The sequence below is a fragment of the Cellvibrio sp. PSBB006 genome (genome assembly GCF_002162135.1).
Classification (GTDB): domain Bacteria; phylum Pseudomonadota; class Gammaproteobacteria; order Pseudomonadales; family Cellvibrionaceae; genus Cellvibrio.
Genome location: NZ_CP021382.1, coordinates 4,806,133 through 4,821,385 on the forward strand (window position 1 = coordinate 4,806,133; position 15,253 = coordinate 4,821,385).

Sequence of the window (15,253 nt, forward strand, 5' to 3'; positions counted from 1 at the left end):
CCGGGATGATCATTGCCATTCACCGTGAAATCACATCAATCAGGGAGCTCCGATGAGACTGATCAATAAAGTGGCTTTGGTAACCGGCAGCACGCAGGGTATAGGCTTGGGTATTGCCGAGCGCCTGGCAAAAGAAGGGGCCGATATCATTATTGCCGGGCGCATCGAAGATGAACGTTCTATTGCGGCAGCTGAACAGGTTCGGGCTCACGGTCGTCGCGTGTGCGTACTGGCTGGGGATATCTCCGACGTGGCAACCTGCCGGTATTTGATTGCTGAGGGCGTGGCGCGGATGGGATCAATTGATATTCTGATCAATAATGCCGGGGTAGAAAAGTCTGCGCCTTTCTGGGAGATGACGGAAGCGCATTTTGATCGCACCATGAGCGTCAATCTAAAAGGCGCGTTCTTCACCGCCCAAGCTTTCGTGCAACATCTGCGCGATACAGAGCGTGGAGGAAAAATTATTAATATCAGCTCCGTTCACGAAGAATTACCTTTCCCAAACTTTACTGCCTATTGCGCGAGTAAAGGTGCACTCAAGATGATGGCGCGCAATCTGGCCATTGAGTTGGCGCCTCTCGGCATTACTGTCAACAACATCGCACCGGGCGCCATTGAAACGCCTATGAATAAAAATTTACTCAACAACCCCGCGCTACTGGAAAAGCTGCTGTGCAATATTCCGCTACGGCGCCTCGGGCAGCCGGAAGATGTCGCTGGTTTAGCGGCATTCCTCGCATCAGCGGATGCAGACTATGTTACCGGTTCAACCTTTTATGTTGATGGAGGCCTGTTGTGGAATTATACGGAGCAGTAATCCCCACCGCTGATGATGAGCCGGTTGATGCTGACGATATTCAACATTTATTACCACCCGACACCCTGACGCCAGCAGACCGCTATCAAGAACTGTTTGTCGCGGTACAGATGAACGAGATATTTTCCGATAGCAAAACTTTTGTGGACTGTGTGCCGCGCCATGATCCTGAATACATTCTCAATGAATATCGCGCAAATTGCGCGCGCGAGGATTTTGACTTACGGCAGTTTGTGCTCGACAACTTTACCGCCGAGGAAGCGCCGCCCGATTGTTTTGTTGCCAACCGTGAGCTGAGCCTGGCAGAACATATCGATAGCCTGTGGGATGTATTAACCCGCCGTCCGCGCAAACATCCCAAACGTTCATCATTGCTCGCATTGCCCCATGATTATGTTGTCCCCGGTGGACGTTTTAGTGAGCTGTATTATTGGGATTCCTATTTCACTATGCTCGGACTGCTCGACCGCAAACGGTCGGACTTGCTACGATCCATGGCTGATAATTTTGCCTACCTCATCGACACCTACGGCCATGTGCCTAATGGCACCCGCAACTATTACCTGAGCCGGTCACAGCCGCCGGTGTTTTGCCTGATGGTGGATTTATTTGAAACCGGCGGCATTCACAAAGCGCTTGATTATTTACCGCAGCTGCGTAAGGAATACGCCTTCTGGATGGATGGTGCAGACGATTTGCGTCCGGGCGAAGCGCATCGCCGTTGCGTGCGCATGGCCGACGGTGCGTGGTTAAATCGCTATTGGGATGATCGCGATGGTCCGCGCGAGGAATCTTATTTCGAAGACGTGACCACCGCACGCGCATCAACCCGCCCGGCCCACGATGTCTATCGCGATTTACGCGCGGCAGCAGAATCCGGATGGGATTTCAGTTCGCGCTGGCAAACCGATCCGCATTCATTAGCAACCATTCGTACCACGGCCATTGTGCCGGTGGATCTTAATTGCCTGCTGTTTAAGCTGGAGCGGCAGATCGCCCGCCTGTGCGCGCAAGCTGGTGAAATACAGGCAGCGGATGATTTTATTCAGCGCGCGAATGACCGTCAGACCGCGATCAATAAATACTTCTGGCGAGAGAGTGAAGGCGCCTACATGGATTACGATTGGCAATTGCAACAACAGCGTGACAATTTAACCGCAGCTACAGTGGTCCCGTTGTTTGTCGAGATGGCCAGCCCTGAACAAGCCAACGCGGTGGCCGATACCATCCGCCAGCGCCTGCTCGCACCGGGCGGAATCTCAACCACGGAATTAGGACACACCGGCCAACAATGGGACCGCCCCAATGGCTGGGCACCACTGCAATGGCTCGCGATTCGCGGGCTGCTTAATTACTGTCACACCGATCTGGCCGCTGAAATTCGCGAGCACTGGTTGACGATAGTCGCCGAGCTGTATCGGGCGGAGGGCAAGCTGGTGGAAAAATATGTACTGCGCCCGACGCTTGAACACGCGAAGGGCGGGGAATACCCGCTACAGGATGGCTTTGGTTGGACCAACGGCGTTACCGCAAGATTATTGCGGGATGATCCGGCGCATAGTGCGAATCGTTGCCACGCGATTCTATAAGGAAAATGCTCTGCCAAACTTAAATTGCATAGGAGTAGTATTTCCCTTGCATTTGGCTGCAATTTTTTCGGGCTAAGTAGCCAAGGTGTGAATCATTTCGTTAAATGTTTCCATACGCAAACTACGAACCATGCCGACATAACGATCCCAGTTCCACGCCGGATTCGGACAGCTATCGTGGGTTGAATGCGGCGCTTCTTCTTTGTGACCACGAATTCCCGGTGTATGGGGAACCAAAGAGTGTGTTACCGGGATGTTGTATTGATGGCAAAGCTTGGCCACCAAACGCGCTGAAGCAATATACTGTGCATCTGTTGGATATAACCGCTCGCTAGGATTCCACGGGTTAACATGTTCAATCCCGATGCTTTCCCGATTGGTTTGGGAATTCAGGTTATCAACGTGATTGGCGATATGCGCCTCGCGCACCGTCTGTACCACGCGGCCCTGGCGATTCACAATATAGTGTGCACTGGCGGGGCCGGCCCTGAAGGTATTTAACGCATTGCGTTCATCGTGCGCCGGGCCACCGGTAATATGAATAATGATGTAACGAATCGTGCGCGGCGTTGATGGGATGCGAAAATTTCCCGCCGGTGACCATAACGCATATTCATAATCTACATTCGCCATATCGGCGCGTAACAGACGTTGTTCCCATGTCGTTGTCATTTCAACCCTCCAAGGCTGTTGATGCCATTACATTGTCAATGCAGATGGAAAGAGCCTCTGAAAATTTTTTAGAGGCTCCGTGAAAATTTCCTACGAACCACAACGTCCCACCAAAAATCCAGTCACAGAATCAGGGCACCAGGCAAGCGCGCACTCCCTTGCATCGCCAGTCGTAAACGCTGAGAAGTTGTAGCAGGTGCTCGGGCTCCCGCAGATTACCCGATAAGCCACCGGGCTCGGATGTGCAGTCACATCACCCACAACATCTTTGGCTTCACTTCGCGCACATTCAGTGGCTTCTGCTAACGAACTCGCCATGTAAATTTCCTGGACGGCACACCCTGTCGGTTCGCGAATCCACAACTGAAATCCCCGAGTTGCACCATCGAACGGCTCGCCGTTACAGCGCAATGTGACTCGCCTTGCTTCGCTAATCGGTACCGCCCTTGGTGGGTTTATGGATTGGGGCCCGTCTCCTGCTTCGCCATTACAGGAACCCACAAGCGTGAGGAATTTGGGATCTGGTGGCGTACCTGGCGTTATTGCACCCATGCAACTTCTGCCGGGCTGCGGCATCCCCGTAACCTCCCATGGGCCCGCCATCACCTTGCGCTGCCACACATCAAACGGCTCGACAGGATGTGAATGACTTTCGCCGTCGTGCGCAACAGTCACAGGCAAGGGCCTGGCCGAAACATCCATAATAATCAACGGCAAACCATTGGTGTCGACGTTAAGAATACCTGTAGGTGCGCCACCAGCCAGACAACCTGTGGTCGCCTGTTCGGTAGAATGATGACCGGAAAATAATGCTATCTCCTGTTCGATAATGACCGCTTGTTGCCCGCGCGTTGCGATAAGCCTGAGGACGCCTGACTCTGAGATGTTTCTGATGGTTTCAACGCCATCGTTTTCATTAGTTACCATTGCATCATTAAACGTAAGTGAAATAGCTTCGACATCTTCCGTCGCCCATACCACCTGTATGTCGGTACGCGGACAGAAGATTCGCGGATCTACTTCGAATTGCGTAATCTGCGGTGAGACACAACCCACGACAAAGACCGAAGCGCAGGCAATGAAAAACGAGGAGGATTTGGATAACCTCGTACTTAAAAAGCTACGAAATATGCATGCAGAATTTATGGACATCATGTATTCCCTCATGTGATGTGTAAAAGTTTGGATGAGATATTTAAGCGTCTAAAGACCTACCGTCGCTTCCGCTTTGTGTATTCCTTCAACCGTAAAACGCGGAGCTGAATTAGCTCAATCATTATGGATTTATTTTCGGTGATAGTTATAGTTTTTAATGTTATTAGGAAATGATTGGATATAATAGCGCCGACCATTATTTTGAAGATGCCAATTATGAACACTGACATATTGAACGCATTGCTAATGCAGGAAGATGAACTTCAGCTGCATTACTTTAATCACCGCACCGCCTGGGAGTTGGGCAATCTAATCAAACTAGCTGCTGATAAGCTTTCAGCAGCGGTGGCGATTGAGATATATGCGTTTGAGCAGGTGCTTTTTAGTTATGCCATGCAGGGCACTGCTAAAGACCATCAGGAATGGTTACGGCGTAAACGCCAATCTGTGCTGCGCTTCGGGCATAGCTCTTATTACCAAGGCCAGTACAACGCATCAAAGAATCGCGATTTTGAAGCCCAGCCACATATTGATCCAAAAGAATATTGTGCTCACGGTGGATCGTTTCCAATTCGAGTTAAAAACAGCGGCATGGTCGGTGCCGTAACCGTATCGGGTTTGCCACAGGAGATGGATCACCAACTGGTGATTGATGGGTTGCGTGAGGTAATAAAGCAGCAGTTTGAAATGGTCTGAGCAGGTACATACAGTTCATATCTATGGTCCCTCTTAAAGTTTAGCACCGCTACTTGCAAGGAATTGCGAAATCCACATGATAATGCTCGTCATGCCGTACCCAAGAAGGTTTTTTTGAAAACTGGATATTTTTAGCCAGATAGTTCCCATGTTTGGTTTTGAAAAGGTTCGGTTGCAACTGTGGGTCAAAAATTACCCGCCACAAATCATAGCCTCGTTTTATTGACTCTTTATGCAGTGCGACAATATGGGCAGCCATTGCCTCATAATCTATCGTGAATTCTTCATAAGTTCCATCATTGCCAAATTCAATGTTGTAACCGAATTTGTTAAAGGGATGAGTCGGTAAATGGACGGACTTGCCAGTTTTATCTATGACTGAAACCATAAAGTCTACAGACAGGCCATTTCTGTGAGTTTTGTGAGGTTTAAACTGCCCTCCCTCTTCAAAACCCGTTTCGGCATATTTAAATACTTTATCTGGATTTGTGGTTTCGAGACTTTTGTATGCAGCTAGAATGATTTCACTTACATGGGAATGAACATAGGTTCGACCAGCTGCTCTCGCTATTGTGCTATATCCTTCAAAGTTAGTTCCTGACGCAGGAAGTTTAACCCCGTTTTCTAATCTTCCATCGGAAGTGATTCCATAGCAGGTGCTTTCCTCTGCAACCGCTATGGACGTGAATAAAATCAGAATAGGTAAGATTTTTTTCATAGTCTTGTAGCGAAAATTCCTTTGTTATAGCTCTGTATATGGATTTTACAGACTAATTTTCCAGCACTAATCTCGCAAGTAACAATTCATACCTACCACTTTTCCGGCTGCTCGTCCTTAAGCGTCAATTCTTGCTCTACAGCCTTGATAATTGCCTTTTGTCCTTCTGTAGTGTCTTCGAGGCAGGCTGTTTTATTTAACATATCAAGTAGTTTTGTGACTTGATTCTTTCCGAAGTCCTTTTTGCTGGGTTTTAGTATATGCCGAACTTCATCAGCCATATTTAGTGCGCCTTGAAGCATATAAACAGAAGAAGAATACATTTCGATGGATCTGTTTCTTTTAACCGCGAATTCCTTTTCGAAGAGAGAAAGTATTTCTAATTTCGATTCTCTTGTTATGTCGCCGTGTTCCTTAGCCACAGCTACCACCAATAATGCTGCTGCGTCCATTGAGCTTGTTAGTGCATGCATAGGTTTTATACCAAGCTGCTTTTCCCATTTTCGACGACGCATCCAGGTAAATGGGTTGAATGCGTTAAGATTTACTCCAGAATTTTGCAAGCTATGCATGGCCCAAATCAAACCAGCTACTGCTGTTATCAATCCTATTAAAATGTGCATAAATTTTCCTATGTTGCTATAGCTTTAATATGGGGAAGTGGGCCTCAGCCGGATGACTGAAGTTTTGATTTACGAGTTGTGCGCGCCCGGTACGGTATGAGCTGGTACGACCCGAAGCCAGTCCTCGGTTACCTGATTATAGAACTCTAAATGTATACCACCTTTTTTTCGTTTATAGAAATAACTTTTTGCGACTTCATTTCTTCAACGATGAAAGCTATTTCTTGCTCTGTTAACGATTTTTGAAACAGAGAGTTTATAGTACTACTGAGCGTTTTTAACGTTCTGGGCTTTGATGCACCTCGTTGTGCAAGATTAGCCATAACGGCAGAAGCCTTTTCTGAGGGCGACTTTGAATTGGAAATTTTAATTAAAGGTATTTCGGAAATTGATTTTACCCTGGATGCAAGGATTTTCTTGCTTTTTAAATGCTGGATAAGCGGATCAAAACCTGAGTCTTTTGAAATTATGTGAAAATATGAATCCGGCTCTAGGGCTGCAATTTTCCCAATGTAGAACGCTATATGAAAGTCCAGGGCGTTACTGCCATTGCTGGAGATTTTTATATATTCGGCTTTATCCCCCATTTCCTGTAATGCGGATGCAACCTCGTAAGTAACTTTAGTTTGACTGGCTCCCACAAATACTAAAACATGGAAGTGATCAGCGTCTAAAGCCGCCATATAACTCGGCTGTACATTTTCATAATCTATCAAGACGTAATTTTTTCTCAAAACACATTCTCCATGTGTGATGGTGGGCTTACCTTCATGGGAATAATGCTCTCGCGTGGCTCCTTAATGAAGCGTGATGAAACGAAAGTTTAAGCCCGCGAAGCGGGCGAACGACACGCGTTACCTATTCAATTTCACTGCTCCACACGATATTTGATATCTCTGCGTTACGACTTAACACCGTTGCATAACGCCAGCAGCAAGCGCGCCGTTTTTCTGCGTCGCCTTGACCGCTTGTTAGCTGCGACGCCACAGGTACTTAACCCTATTCTCATTGAACTCAAATTGCTCGACAAAGGACAAAAAATTCTTGGAGTTGACGACAAATACTACGTGTTCCTTTGCGGATGGTAGCGCCCTCTCATTGTCTATTCCAAATGCGGACTCATCATTTCTGGCTGGCGCAGTGGAAAGCTGTTTTCTAAATCGAATAAATGGCCTTTCCTCATGCATAGACTCGTCAATAGTGCCGTCTTCTATGTTGATTTTTGCGGTATCGACGGTACAGACCTGTAGTCTGGCAGTTGTGACGATAACGCTAAAGTAAACCTTAATTTCTTCATGATTGGCGAAGGCCAGCGGAGCCTCTTCCGTAGCAAGGGCCTCGGTCGCGGAGATAATTTCGCCTGCGGTTCGTTCCAACATTGGGCGAGCTTTCTGATCTTGGCCGTTTACTACACAATAGCTTGACTGAGGACAATCTGGTTCTGCCGTGAGTTGGTGCCAATCAAAGTAGCTGAGTCGCTCGCCATTATAGTAAGAGACCCACCCTTTGCAGAATCTACGATCGTTTGCCTCTCTTTCTGAGCACAAGAATATCCAATCTTGGTCAAGCACTCGCTTGCACTCTATGACCAATACTGTGGATTTATTTCGATCTTCGATTACAAGATCAATAAAACCGGACTGACCGTCTCGCGAATTGCTCCATGAATGCTCTTCAAATTTGACCCGCCACCCGTGCTGGGACGCCGAGTCTTCAAGGACGTGTTGTAGCCCTAGCTGCAGGGGGAATCCAGATCGATTAACGATTTCTCTTAACTTTTGAGCGTCCAATATCGACTCCTAGTAGCTAACGTCCGCAACACCGGGCAAATTGGAGCGCAGCGGAAATTTAATCCGCATGATTGCGCTTGTTAAAGCTTGGTGGCAATTGTATAAACATGCTTTTCTGGGTATTGGTCTAGTTCAAGATGCAAAACAGACAAGCCATTATTTATAAGTATCTGAACATTTTCGTTAATACCAATAGAGCTGTAGTAAAATATGTCATCGTGCCACCGATCAGAATGCTCTCCTTCAGCGTCGCCAAATGTATATATCAGTATGCCGCCTTCTTCCAAGAGCTGACACAGCTTTGACACGACAGGTTTTTGCATAGCCAACGGTAAGTGGAAAATGCTATCCCATGCAACGATGAAATCGAACTTCTCTTCTGTTTTCCAAGAGCCGATGTCGTCATGCAAAAATTTGTGTTCTGGATGGTTTGCGCTAGCCAACCTAATCATTTCTTTTGACACATCAAGACCTGTAACAGAGAATCCGCTACTTTCTAATATGCGTACAAACCTACCACCAGAACCACAACCTACATCAAGGGCTTTTCCACTGCGCCGCGCAAAGTTAACAGCTCGTTGGAATTGATTTACACCATAAGCAGAATCTACGTGATGGTCATGCCACCACTGAGCAATTTTGTCGTATTTCGTTCCTAGTACAGATGGTTCCATTTTATTGCCTTGTTAACTTCTAGTGATACCGCTTCAACTTGCCCTGCATTTCTATAAACCTTGCCTTTATTAAGGCAAGAAACTCGGGCTTTGAATAGGATATGTTGCCTACATACATGTATACTTCATAAGGTATTTCCTTTAGCCTTTCTTCTTCGAATTCTTTGTTCATTCGTATGCAATCGATCACAAACTCTTGAATAACACTTATGTCTTCAGTGGCGATCAAATCATAATTATTTCTAAGTACTTCTATTATTTTTAGGTTATTTTCTTTTACGATATCAATATATTCATTTGCTAAGTTAATTACAGATTTACTTTCCTTTCTCAAGGATTCTTGAGTGTGCGGATTATTACTCCATTCTTTTTGAATAAAGTGCTGATCATAGCCTTCCATAATGCACTTATTGAGATCGAAAAGTTTTTCGTTTTGAGAGCTTAGAAAATAGAGAGGTCCATACAACCTATTCAGTTGTTCGTGAACATAAGTGCTATGCCGTTTTTCTTTTTCAGAGCGGAAAAGACTAACGTAATGGATTGCTGCACCTAAAATACCGCCACCTAAAAAAGTAATTATGGTTCCCAATTCTTCAGTCATATGCTTCCTTTAAAGTTAACGTCAATATAACCGGTGCGATGAAGTAGCGTCCGACGCCGGTAAGCGCGTAGTTGATGTTTTTGTTAAGTTATTTCCGCTCACTACAAATACTGGCGCCAATACTTTTCCAAAGCTCTTTTCATTATGACTTGATCCTCCTGATCCAGCTCAACCAAACTCGGTAATGCCTCAACAAATAGCGCTATTGCTTTCCTTTGCTGATCATTCAAAGCCGAATACCTTTCCATGTGATATTCCCAGGATTGTGATTTAGGATATAAAGATTGAAGAGTGCCGATAACAGCCATAGATGAGCTATCGTAATTCGCTAACACACCCAGCATCAACCGAGGAAGATAATATCTAAGTCCTTTTGCGTCAAAGTGAGCAACGCATGGATCAGACTCTAACTCACTATCTGAAATATTTTCCCAATCCTCGGTATTTTCTCTTTTTGGTAAATCACGGAATTCCCCTGCGGAGATATACTCGCCATATTTGTCGATCTCTTTTGCTTGATTTAAGCTAACACCACCATCCAGCTTTACTCCGAAGAATGCAGATTTGATGACATTTTTAATCTCGTCCAATGTTGCCATAATTTTCACTTAACAGTTCAATAGTGCGGATCTTCTGGTCCGCATATTAGTTTTTATGTGTTTGAAATTACGATTCATCTCGGAGCCTGTCTCTGCATTGTGCAATAAACTCTTTGTATTCAATTGCAGATTCATGATGTAAGGTTTTTTCAAAGATACAACACAAGTTCCAAAGGGCGCGTTCTTCGGCTTGATCTTCAATATTAAATTTATTGCTATCACTGAACCTTCGGGTTAGTTCGAATAAGACCCAAGCTTCATCTTCAGTAAGTGTGATATTTACTTGCTTGCTCATGATCTCCCTTACACATAACGCCGCAGGCAAGCGCGGACTTCTGTGGAGGCGAAGCCGCAACAAAGAAGCTGTCGCAGTGGTTGGCCTTGTTAATTCTCTAACAACTCTGACTTTGGATAGGCATTGCTTATATTTTTCTTAACAGTTATAGATGCCAATAAATCTGATGTAGCTCCTATTAGACTTAATAGAGTGAAGTGGTCTAATTAGACCGGACACCAAGTTAAGCGGATAATACCGTAAAACATCAAGGTGTCCTATGACCAAGCAAACACGAAAGAAATATACGCCTGAATACAAACTTGAAGCCATCGCCCTGGTTCGCGATCAAGGCTTCAGTATAGGTGAGGCAGCGGCCCATCTGGATATCAATCACAATATGCTACGCCGCTGGCTAAAAGAGCATGAAGCTCAGCCTTTTAGTGATTACCAGGGAAAAGCCGGGATGACCCCCGAGCAAAAACGTATCCGTGAACTTGAAAAACAAGTGCGCGAGCTACAGTTGGATAATGATATTTTAAAAAAAGCCAGCAGCTACTTCGCGAAGCATATGCGGTGAGATTTGCGTTTATCCGAGAGCATGCTTCGCGCTGCCGGGTAAAACACTTGTGTCGCATGCTAAGTGTCAGTCGCAGTCGTTATTACGAGTGGCTGGGACAGCAACAGGATAAGCCTGATCCGGAACAGCAGAGGTTTGAAACCTGCATGCGCGCATTGTTTGTTGAATCCAACAGCAGCATGGGCAGCAGACGCATGGCGCGGCGATTACAGGCACAAGGTTTTGCGGCGGGGCGGTATCGGGTACGACGACTGATGAAAAAGCTGGGGCTGGTAGTTAAACAGAAGCGTAAGTTTCGTATTACCACCAACAGCAACCATAAATTGCCGGTAGCGGAGAATATACTTGATCGGCAGTTCAATCCGGTTACACCGAATCAAGCCTGGGCTGCAGACATTACTTATATTTGGACAGCAGAAGGATGGCTGTACCTGGCGGTGGTGATTGACCTGTATTCGCGGCGGGTTGTTGGCTGGTGCATGGATAAACGGCAAACGAAATCGCTGGTGATTCGCGCATTGATGATGGCGGTGAATATGCGCAAGCCATCGGCGGGACTCATTCACCATTCGGATCGTGGTTCGCAATATGCGAGCCTGAAGTATCAGACTTCATTGAAGCAGCACGGTATTGTGTGTTCCATGAGCCGCAAGGGAAATTGTTGGGACAATGCTGTTGTGGAGCGCTTCTTTAGCAGCCTGAAACGGGAGTGGATCAGGGATAATTTGTATCGCCATCGAGAAGATGCAATTCGGGATGTGCGAGCTTATATTGTGACCTGGTATAACTCGCGAAGACCACATTCAACTCTGGGCTACAAAAGCCCGATTGAATTTGAAAAGTGTGCTTAACTTTTTGTCCGGTTTTTGTTGACCATTACAGAGCAATGGTCATGAGTATCAGTGTGCCGGCGAGTCGCAACTGTAAAGGTAGAGAGTCAAAGACAACCATGTTTATCACGGAGGTAGACATAAACATGAATATGAACGAAAAGACCACACTTTGAACAGCTCTAACTCTGTATCGGAGTTCATTTTTTGCATATAGTAGCAAGGCCGTTTTATCAGTAGATAGCAGCTCTATTAGTTCGCTTCGCCTTTGCTCTCGACTCTCTTTTCGCGCTGCCCAGAAACTGGATACTTTAGCTAAGCGGGTTTCAAGGCCATTCCTTATATAAGCACTTAAGATGTTTATGACTACTCCAACAACCACTACTGCCACCCACCAATAGGCTGAAGTGATGTCTTCAATAAACTTCTCCATGCTTTCCTCCTGAAAATTAACATTGTAATATCGCGCATGCGCGTTTCCCGCCTCATCTTCTCCATCAAGAAAACTCAGCAACCTCTTAATTTAACTAACTAAACTTCCAGTTTTCACAGAATGCTTGAGAACAAAAACACGCATGCGCGTTAATCTCCCACGCATTGCGCGTTATCATTCTTGCTCCGAACTCAAGTCATTGTTCACAAAAAGACTTTCTCAAAACCCCACCGATAACACGCAACCACCAGCAGCAAAACGCGCACAAGTTTAAATCCCTCCGGAATATACCTGTATAAACCAGGGTTCCAGCAAAGGTAACTTCCATTGGGACGTACATACGTCTATTGAGATAACAGAGCGGCTTACCCACCCAACAACCGAAGCGCTAAAGAAGATTCTAGACCGATTTCACCCGTTTGCCGCCATAAAACCTCAATACGCCACCATTACCAAACCCCAGGGAGGTCAGGGCTCATCCTTTTCCGCCCGGCGGCCACCACTAAACGCCTATCTGTTTGCGCTAACATTTCTTTTCGCTTCGCCTCTTGTCTCCCGCTATTCATGGCGTTATATTGCGCACCAATGCTGGTTTTACTTTGTGCATCAAAGTAGTTCACAGAGGCAGGGTTCGCGAAATCCTGCTTTTTAATGTGACAAAATGTTTGCGCAAACATGGCCAGATATCCAGTTTACAAGTAGGGGTTGGCTCGCAGTTGAGGATGAAGGGGACGCAGTTCCCCGGTCCTTTGCCAGCTTCCTGACAATGGTTTCAACAAGGTGCTTGGCGGGGTAACCCGCCTTTTTTATGTGCCTCAGCTAACCCTTTTCGCAGAGGGTGCGTTAGTCAACGGAATGTTTGTCGGTCGGCTGCTATCTATATAGGTTCATCACTTATATAAAAATGCCGGGGGTTCCATGACGATCCTGACGCAGAACAAGTGCTTCCTTCCTCTTCTCTTTATACTGCTGCTCCTTGCCGGGTGCGGTGGGTCGTCAGGTTCTGACGATAATCCTGATCCCGAACCGCCTCCACCCCAGAACCCCAATCCGCCGTCTGAAGATGCCGGCCTGGATGCGCGCCCCGCTAACACGACTTGCCTCGCCCCTGAGCCGCCTTCGACGGACTCCAGTATTCAGTTAACGCGCGTCTTTAATGATTTGTCGTTTACCCGCGCGGTGGGTTTGTTACACGAGCCCGGCAACGACAATCGCTGGTATGTGATTGAGCAGGCCGGGCGGGTGCGGGTGTTTGATAATGCGGCCAGCACCAATCTGCGCACGTTTATTGATATCCAGGCGCGTGTGGACGACGGCCCCAATGAAGCGGGTTTGTTGGCCATGGCATTTCACCCGAGCTTTGCGAGCAATGGCGAAGTTTTTCTGTATTACATTCGCGATGAAGACGGTGCGCGCAGCCGCGATACGTTATCGCGCTTCACCAGCAGCGATGGCGGTCAAACGCTGGATGCGAATTCGGAAGAAATCCTGCTGAGCATCGAACATCCCTACGACAACCACTACGGTGGCCAATTGGGTTTTGATAGCGATGGTTATTTGTATTTAAGTTTGGGTGATGGTGGTTCCGGTGGTGATCCCGGTAATCGCGCGCAAACGACCAGTACGCTGTTTGGTTCAATGTTGCGTTTCGATGTGGATGGCGATGCACCTTACACAATTCCTGAAAGCAATCCCTTTGCTGGTAATGCGCTGTGTACCAATCTTGATGGCACTAACGACGCAGGCACCAATTGCCCGGAAATTTTTGCCTGGGGTTTGCGTAATCCCTGGCGGTGGAGTTTTGATTCGGCCACCGGAGAAATCTGGTTGGCGGATGTGGGGCAGAATGAAATAGAAGAAGTTAATCGCATTGCGCTGGGCGGTAATTACGGTTGGCGTTTGCGTGAAGGTGATCAGTGTTACAACCCATCCACCAATTGTGGCACTGCCGGTTTGATTGACCCGGTGGCGGTTATTCCGCAGCCGGATGCGCAATCCATTACTGGGGGTTATGTATATCGGGGCAACGATATTCCCGGCCTTGTCGGTCAATATGTGGTGGCCGATTTTGTTACCGGTCGCCTATGGACTCTGGAAGAAGATGGCGAAGGTCAATTTGCGTTGGTGTTGCTCGAAGAAACCGGCATGAACATCGCGTCCTTTGCGGAGGATATGGCGAGCGAATTGTATTTGGTTACCCACAACGGACAAATTCATCGGCTAGATCCGGCCGGTTCTGCCAGCGATAATTTCCCCCGTTTGTTGTCGCAAACCGGTTGTGTTGATGCGACAGATCCGACCCAACCCGCGAGCGGTTTAATTCCTTACACGGTCAATGCGCCTTTCTGGTCAGACGGTGCGGACAAACAGCGCTGGCTCGCTTTGCCCGATAATACCACCATTACCATCAACGGTGATCACGATTGGGAATTTCCCAACGGCAGCGTGCTGGTAAAAAATTTCCACCTGAATGAGCGCTTGATTGAAACGCGTTTGTTTATGCGGCACGACGATGGTCAGTGGGCCGGTTATTCCTATGAATGGAATGAGAGCGGCACCGACGCCGACTTGGTGTTGGGCGGTAAGGTTGTCGATGTGGAAGGGCAGTCGTGGATTTATCCCAGTAGCAGTGAGTGTCTGCAATGTCATACAGCGGCGGCCGGTTTCAGTCTCGGCCTTGAAACCGCGCAATTAAATGGCGATATGACTTATCCGCAAACCGGGCGCACCGCTAATCAATTAATTACTCATGATGCTATTGATACATTGAGCGAGTCTTTGAGCGATACCCCGGATAATTTGCCACGCTTGGTGAATCCCGCCGATACATCCGCTGGATTGGATGACCGAGCGCGCGCCTATTTGCATACCAATTGTGCGCAGTGCCATCGCCCTGATGGACCCACCAATGTCAATCTGGATTTGCGTTACACCACGGCGCTGGCGGATATGAATGTTTGTAACGTAGCGCCGCAAAACGGTGACCTTGATATTGGAGATGCACAACTGTTCGCGCCCGGTGCGCCGGAGCGTTCGTTGTTGCTGCAACGCATGCAGCGCCGCGATGCCCTGGGTATGCCGCCCTTGGGTAGCAATATCGTTGATGAAGCGGGTGCGGCGTTGATCGAAGAATGGATCGCCAGTATCAGCAGTTGCCCATAATGTTTTGCAGCGGTTTGTGAAGCGCGACCGTTTTTAT

Annotated in this window: 18 protein-coding genes; 6 read left to right on the forward strand and 12 right to left on the reverse strand. The window is 47.3% G+C overall.

Annotated features, from left to right (window positions below; translation table 11 throughout):
- The first annotated feature begins 52 nt into the window (after nucleotides 1-52).
- Together CBR65_RS19975 and treF are read left to right on the forward strand one after the other, a co-directional pair.
- Nucleotides 53-820 (forward strand): SDR family NAD(P)-dependent oxidoreductase, encoded by a 768-nt coding sequence (locus tag CBR65_RS19975; RefSeq protein WP_087468491.1) that lies wholly within the window; start codon nucleotides 53-55, stop codon nucleotides 818-820.
- Nucleotides 799-2,409, forward strand: coding sequence for an alpha,alpha-trehalase TreF (treF, locus tag CBR65_RS19980; RefSeq protein WP_198300822.1), 1,611 nt, complete (start codon nucleotides 799-801; stop codon nucleotides 2,407-2,409). Before CBR65_RS19975 ends, treF begins: the two co-directional genes overlap by 22 nt.
- 72 nt (nucleotides 2,410-2,481) lie before the next feature.
- On the opposite strand, the gene CBR65_RS19985 is transcribed toward treF, so the two are convergent.
- Together CBR65_RS19985 and CBR65_RS19990 are read right to left on the reverse strand one after the other, a co-directional pair.
- Nucleotides 2,482-3,081: an N-acetylmuramoyl-L-alanine amidase gene (locus tag CBR65_RS19985; RefSeq protein WP_087468492.1), complete on the reverse strand. Its 600-nt coding sequence runs from the start codon at nucleotides 3,079-3,081 to the stop codon at nucleotides 2,482-2,484.
- 90 nt (nucleotides 3,082-3,171) lie between these two features.
- Entirely contained in the window at nucleotides 3,172-4,236 is a 1,065-nt protein-coding gene (locus CBR65_RS19990; RefSeq protein WP_087468493.1) for a hypothetical protein, read from the reverse strand.
- Nucleotides 4,237-4,410: 174 nt separating this feature from the next.
- Between CBR65_RS19990 and CBR65_RS19995 the strand changes: the two genes are divergently transcribed.
- Complete coding sequence (locus CBR65_RS19995; RefSeq protein ID WP_232461259.1) at nucleotides 4,411-4,932, forward strand: heme-degrading domain-containing protein; 522 nt, start codon at nucleotides 4,411-4,413, stop codon at nucleotides 4,930-4,932.
- Nucleotides 4,933-4,981: 49 nt separating this feature from the next.
- On the opposite strand, the gene CBR65_RS20000 is transcribed toward CBR65_RS19995, so the two are convergent.
- From CBR65_RS20000 to CBR65_RS20035, 8 genes are all read right to left on the reverse strand, one after another.
- A complete protein-coding gene (locus tag CBR65_RS20000; protein ID WP_087468495.1) occupies nucleotides 4,982-5,650 on the reverse strand; it encodes a penicillin-insensitive murein endopeptidase in 669 nt (222 codons plus the stop codon).
- A gap of 92 nt (nucleotides 5,651-5,742) precedes the next feature.
- Nucleotides 5,743-6,273, reverse strand: a complete 531-nt coding sequence (locus tag CBR65_RS20005; RefSeq protein WP_087468496.1) for a hypothetical protein — start codon at nucleotides 6,271-6,273, stop codon at nucleotides 5,743-5,745.
- Nucleotides 6,274-6,419: 146 nt separating this feature from the next.
- Complete coding sequence (locus tag CBR65_RS20010; RefSeq protein WP_087468497.1) at nucleotides 6,420-7,007, reverse strand: PIN domain-containing protein; 588 nt, start codon at nucleotides 7,005-7,007, stop codon at nucleotides 6,420-6,422.
- 237 nt (nucleotides 7,008-7,244) lie between these two features.
- Nucleotides 7,245-7,652, reverse strand: coding sequence for a hypothetical protein (locus CBR65_RS22200; protein ID WP_157672170.1), 408 nt, complete (start codon nucleotides 7,650-7,652; stop codon nucleotides 7,245-7,247).
- 491 nt (nucleotides 7,653-8,143) lie between these two features.
- A complete protein-coding gene (locus CBR65_RS20020; RefSeq protein ID WP_087468499.1) occupies nucleotides 8,144-8,737 on the reverse strand; it encodes a trans-aconitate 2-methyltransferase in 594 nt (197 codons plus the stop codon).
- A 19-nt stretch (nucleotides 8,738-8,756) separates the two neighbouring features.
- A complete protein-coding gene (locus CBR65_RS20025) occupies nucleotides 8,757-9,338 on the reverse strand; it encodes a hypothetical protein (protein ID WP_087468500.1) in 582 nt (193 codons plus the stop codon).
- Between the two features lie 101 nt (nucleotides 9,339-9,439).
- Nucleotides 9,440-9,937 (reverse strand): DUF6714 family protein, encoded by a 498-nt coding sequence (locus CBR65_RS20030; RefSeq protein WP_087468501.1) that lies wholly within the window; start codon nucleotides 9,935-9,937, stop codon nucleotides 9,440-9,442.
- A 67-nt stretch (nucleotides 9,938-10,004) separates the two neighbouring features.
- Entirely contained in the window at nucleotides 10,005-10,232 is a 228-nt protein-coding gene (locus CBR65_RS20035; RefSeq protein WP_087468502.1) for a hypothetical protein, read from the reverse strand.
- 259 nt (nucleotides 10,233-10,491) lie between these two features.
- On the opposite strand from CBR65_RS20035, the gene CBR65_RS20040 reads away from it, so the two are divergent.
- Together CBR65_RS20040 and CBR65_RS20045 are read left to right on the forward strand one after the other, a co-directional pair.
- Nucleotides 10,492-10,791 (forward strand): transposase, encoded by a 300-nt coding sequence (locus CBR65_RS20040; protein ID WP_012486016.1) that lies wholly within the window; start codon nucleotides 10,492-10,494, stop codon nucleotides 10,789-10,791.
- The gene (locus CBR65_RS20045) at nucleotides 10,788-11,642 is read left to right on the forward strand and encodes an IS3 family transposase (protein WP_157671936.1); all 855 of its coding nucleotides are present in this window, start codon (nucleotides 10,788-10,790) and stop codon (nucleotides 11,640-11,642) included. The genes CBR65_RS20040 and CBR65_RS20045 overlap by 4 nt, the downstream gene beginning before the upstream one ends.
- A gap of 25 nt (nucleotides 11,643-11,667) precedes the next feature.
- Here CBR65_RS20045 and CBR65_RS20050 read toward each other — a convergent pair whose 3' ends face one another.
- The gene (locus CBR65_RS20050) at nucleotides 11,668-12,054 is read right to left on the reverse strand and encodes a hypothetical protein (protein WP_087468503.1); all 387 of its coding nucleotides are present in this window, start codon (nucleotides 12,052-12,054) and stop codon (nucleotides 11,668-11,670) included.
- Nucleotides 12,055-12,503: 449 nt separating this feature from the next.
- Complete coding sequence (locus CBR65_RS20055; protein ID WP_087468504.1) at nucleotides 12,504-12,731, reverse strand: hypothetical protein; 228 nt, start codon at nucleotides 12,729-12,731, stop codon at nucleotides 12,504-12,506.
- A gap of 241 nt (nucleotides 12,732-12,972) precedes the next feature.
- On the opposite strand from CBR65_RS20055, the gene CBR65_RS20060 reads away from it, so the two are divergent.
- Nucleotides 12,973-15,216, forward strand: coding sequence for a PQQ-dependent sugar dehydrogenase (locus CBR65_RS20060; RefSeq protein WP_087468505.1), 2,244 nt, complete (start codon nucleotides 12,973-12,975; stop codon nucleotides 15,214-15,216).
- Nucleotides 15,217-15,253 lie beyond the last annotated feature (37 nt).

What these genes read in the sequence shown, in the direction of transcription:
- CBR65_RS20005 (WP_087468496.1), bottom strand. Translation starts at nt 6,273, where the DNA reads ATGCACATTTTAATAGGATTGATAACAGCAGTAGCTGGTTTGATTTGG.
- CBR65_RS22200 (WP_157672170.1), bottom strand. Translation starts at nt 7,652, where the DNA reads ATGTTGGAACGAACCGCAGGCGAAATTATCTCCGCGACCGAGGCCCTT.
- CBR65_RS20000 (WP_087468495.1), bottom strand. Translation starts at nt 5,650, where the DNA reads ATGAAAAAAATCTTACCTATTCTGATTTTATTCACGTCCATAGCGGTT.
- CBR65_RS19985 (WP_087468492.1), bottom strand. Translation starts at nt 3,081, where the DNA reads ATGACAACGACATGGGAACAACGTCTGTTACGCGCCGATATGGCGAAT.
- CBR65_RS20025 (WP_087468500.1), bottom strand. Translation starts at nt 9,338, where the DNA reads ATGACTGAAGAATTGGGAACCATAATTACTTTTTTAGGTGGCGGTATT.
- CBR65_RS20060 (WP_087468505.1), top strand. Translation starts at nt 12,973, where the DNA reads ATGACGATCCTGACGCAGAACAAGTGCTTCCTTCCTCTTCTCTTTATA.
- CBR65_RS19975 (WP_087468491.1), top strand. Translation starts at nt 53, where the DNA reads ATGAGACTGATCAATAAAGTGGCTTTGGTAACCGGCAGCACGCAGGGT.
- CBR65_RS20035 (WP_087468502.1), bottom strand. Translation starts at nt 10,232, where the DNA reads ATGAGCAAGCAAGTAAATATCACACTTACTGAAGATGAAGCTTGGGTC.
- CBR65_RS19990 (WP_087468493.1), bottom strand. Translation starts at nt 4,236, where the DNA reads ATGATGTCCATAAATTCTGCATGCATATTTCGTAGCTTTTTAAGTACG.
- CBR65_RS20055 (WP_087468504.1), bottom strand. Translation starts at nt 12,731, where the DNA reads ATGTTTGCGCAAACATTTTGTCACATTAAAAAGCAGGATTTCGCGAAC.
- CBR65_RS20030 (WP_087468501.1), bottom strand. Translation starts at nt 9,937, where the DNA reads ATGGCAACATTGGACGAGATTAAAAATGTCATCAAATCTGCATTCTTC.
- CBR65_RS20020 (WP_087468499.1), bottom strand. Translation starts at nt 8,737, where the DNA reads ATGGAACCATCTGTACTAGGAACGAAATACGACAAAATTGCTCAGTGG.
- CBR65_RS20050 (WP_087468503.1), bottom strand. Translation starts at nt 12,054, where the DNA reads ATGGAGAAGTTTATTGAAGACATCACTTCAGCCTATTGGTGGGTGGCA.
- CBR65_RS20040 (WP_012486016.1), top strand. Translation starts at nt 10,492, where the DNA reads ATGACCAAGCAAACACGAAAGAAATATACGCCTGAATACAAACTTGAA.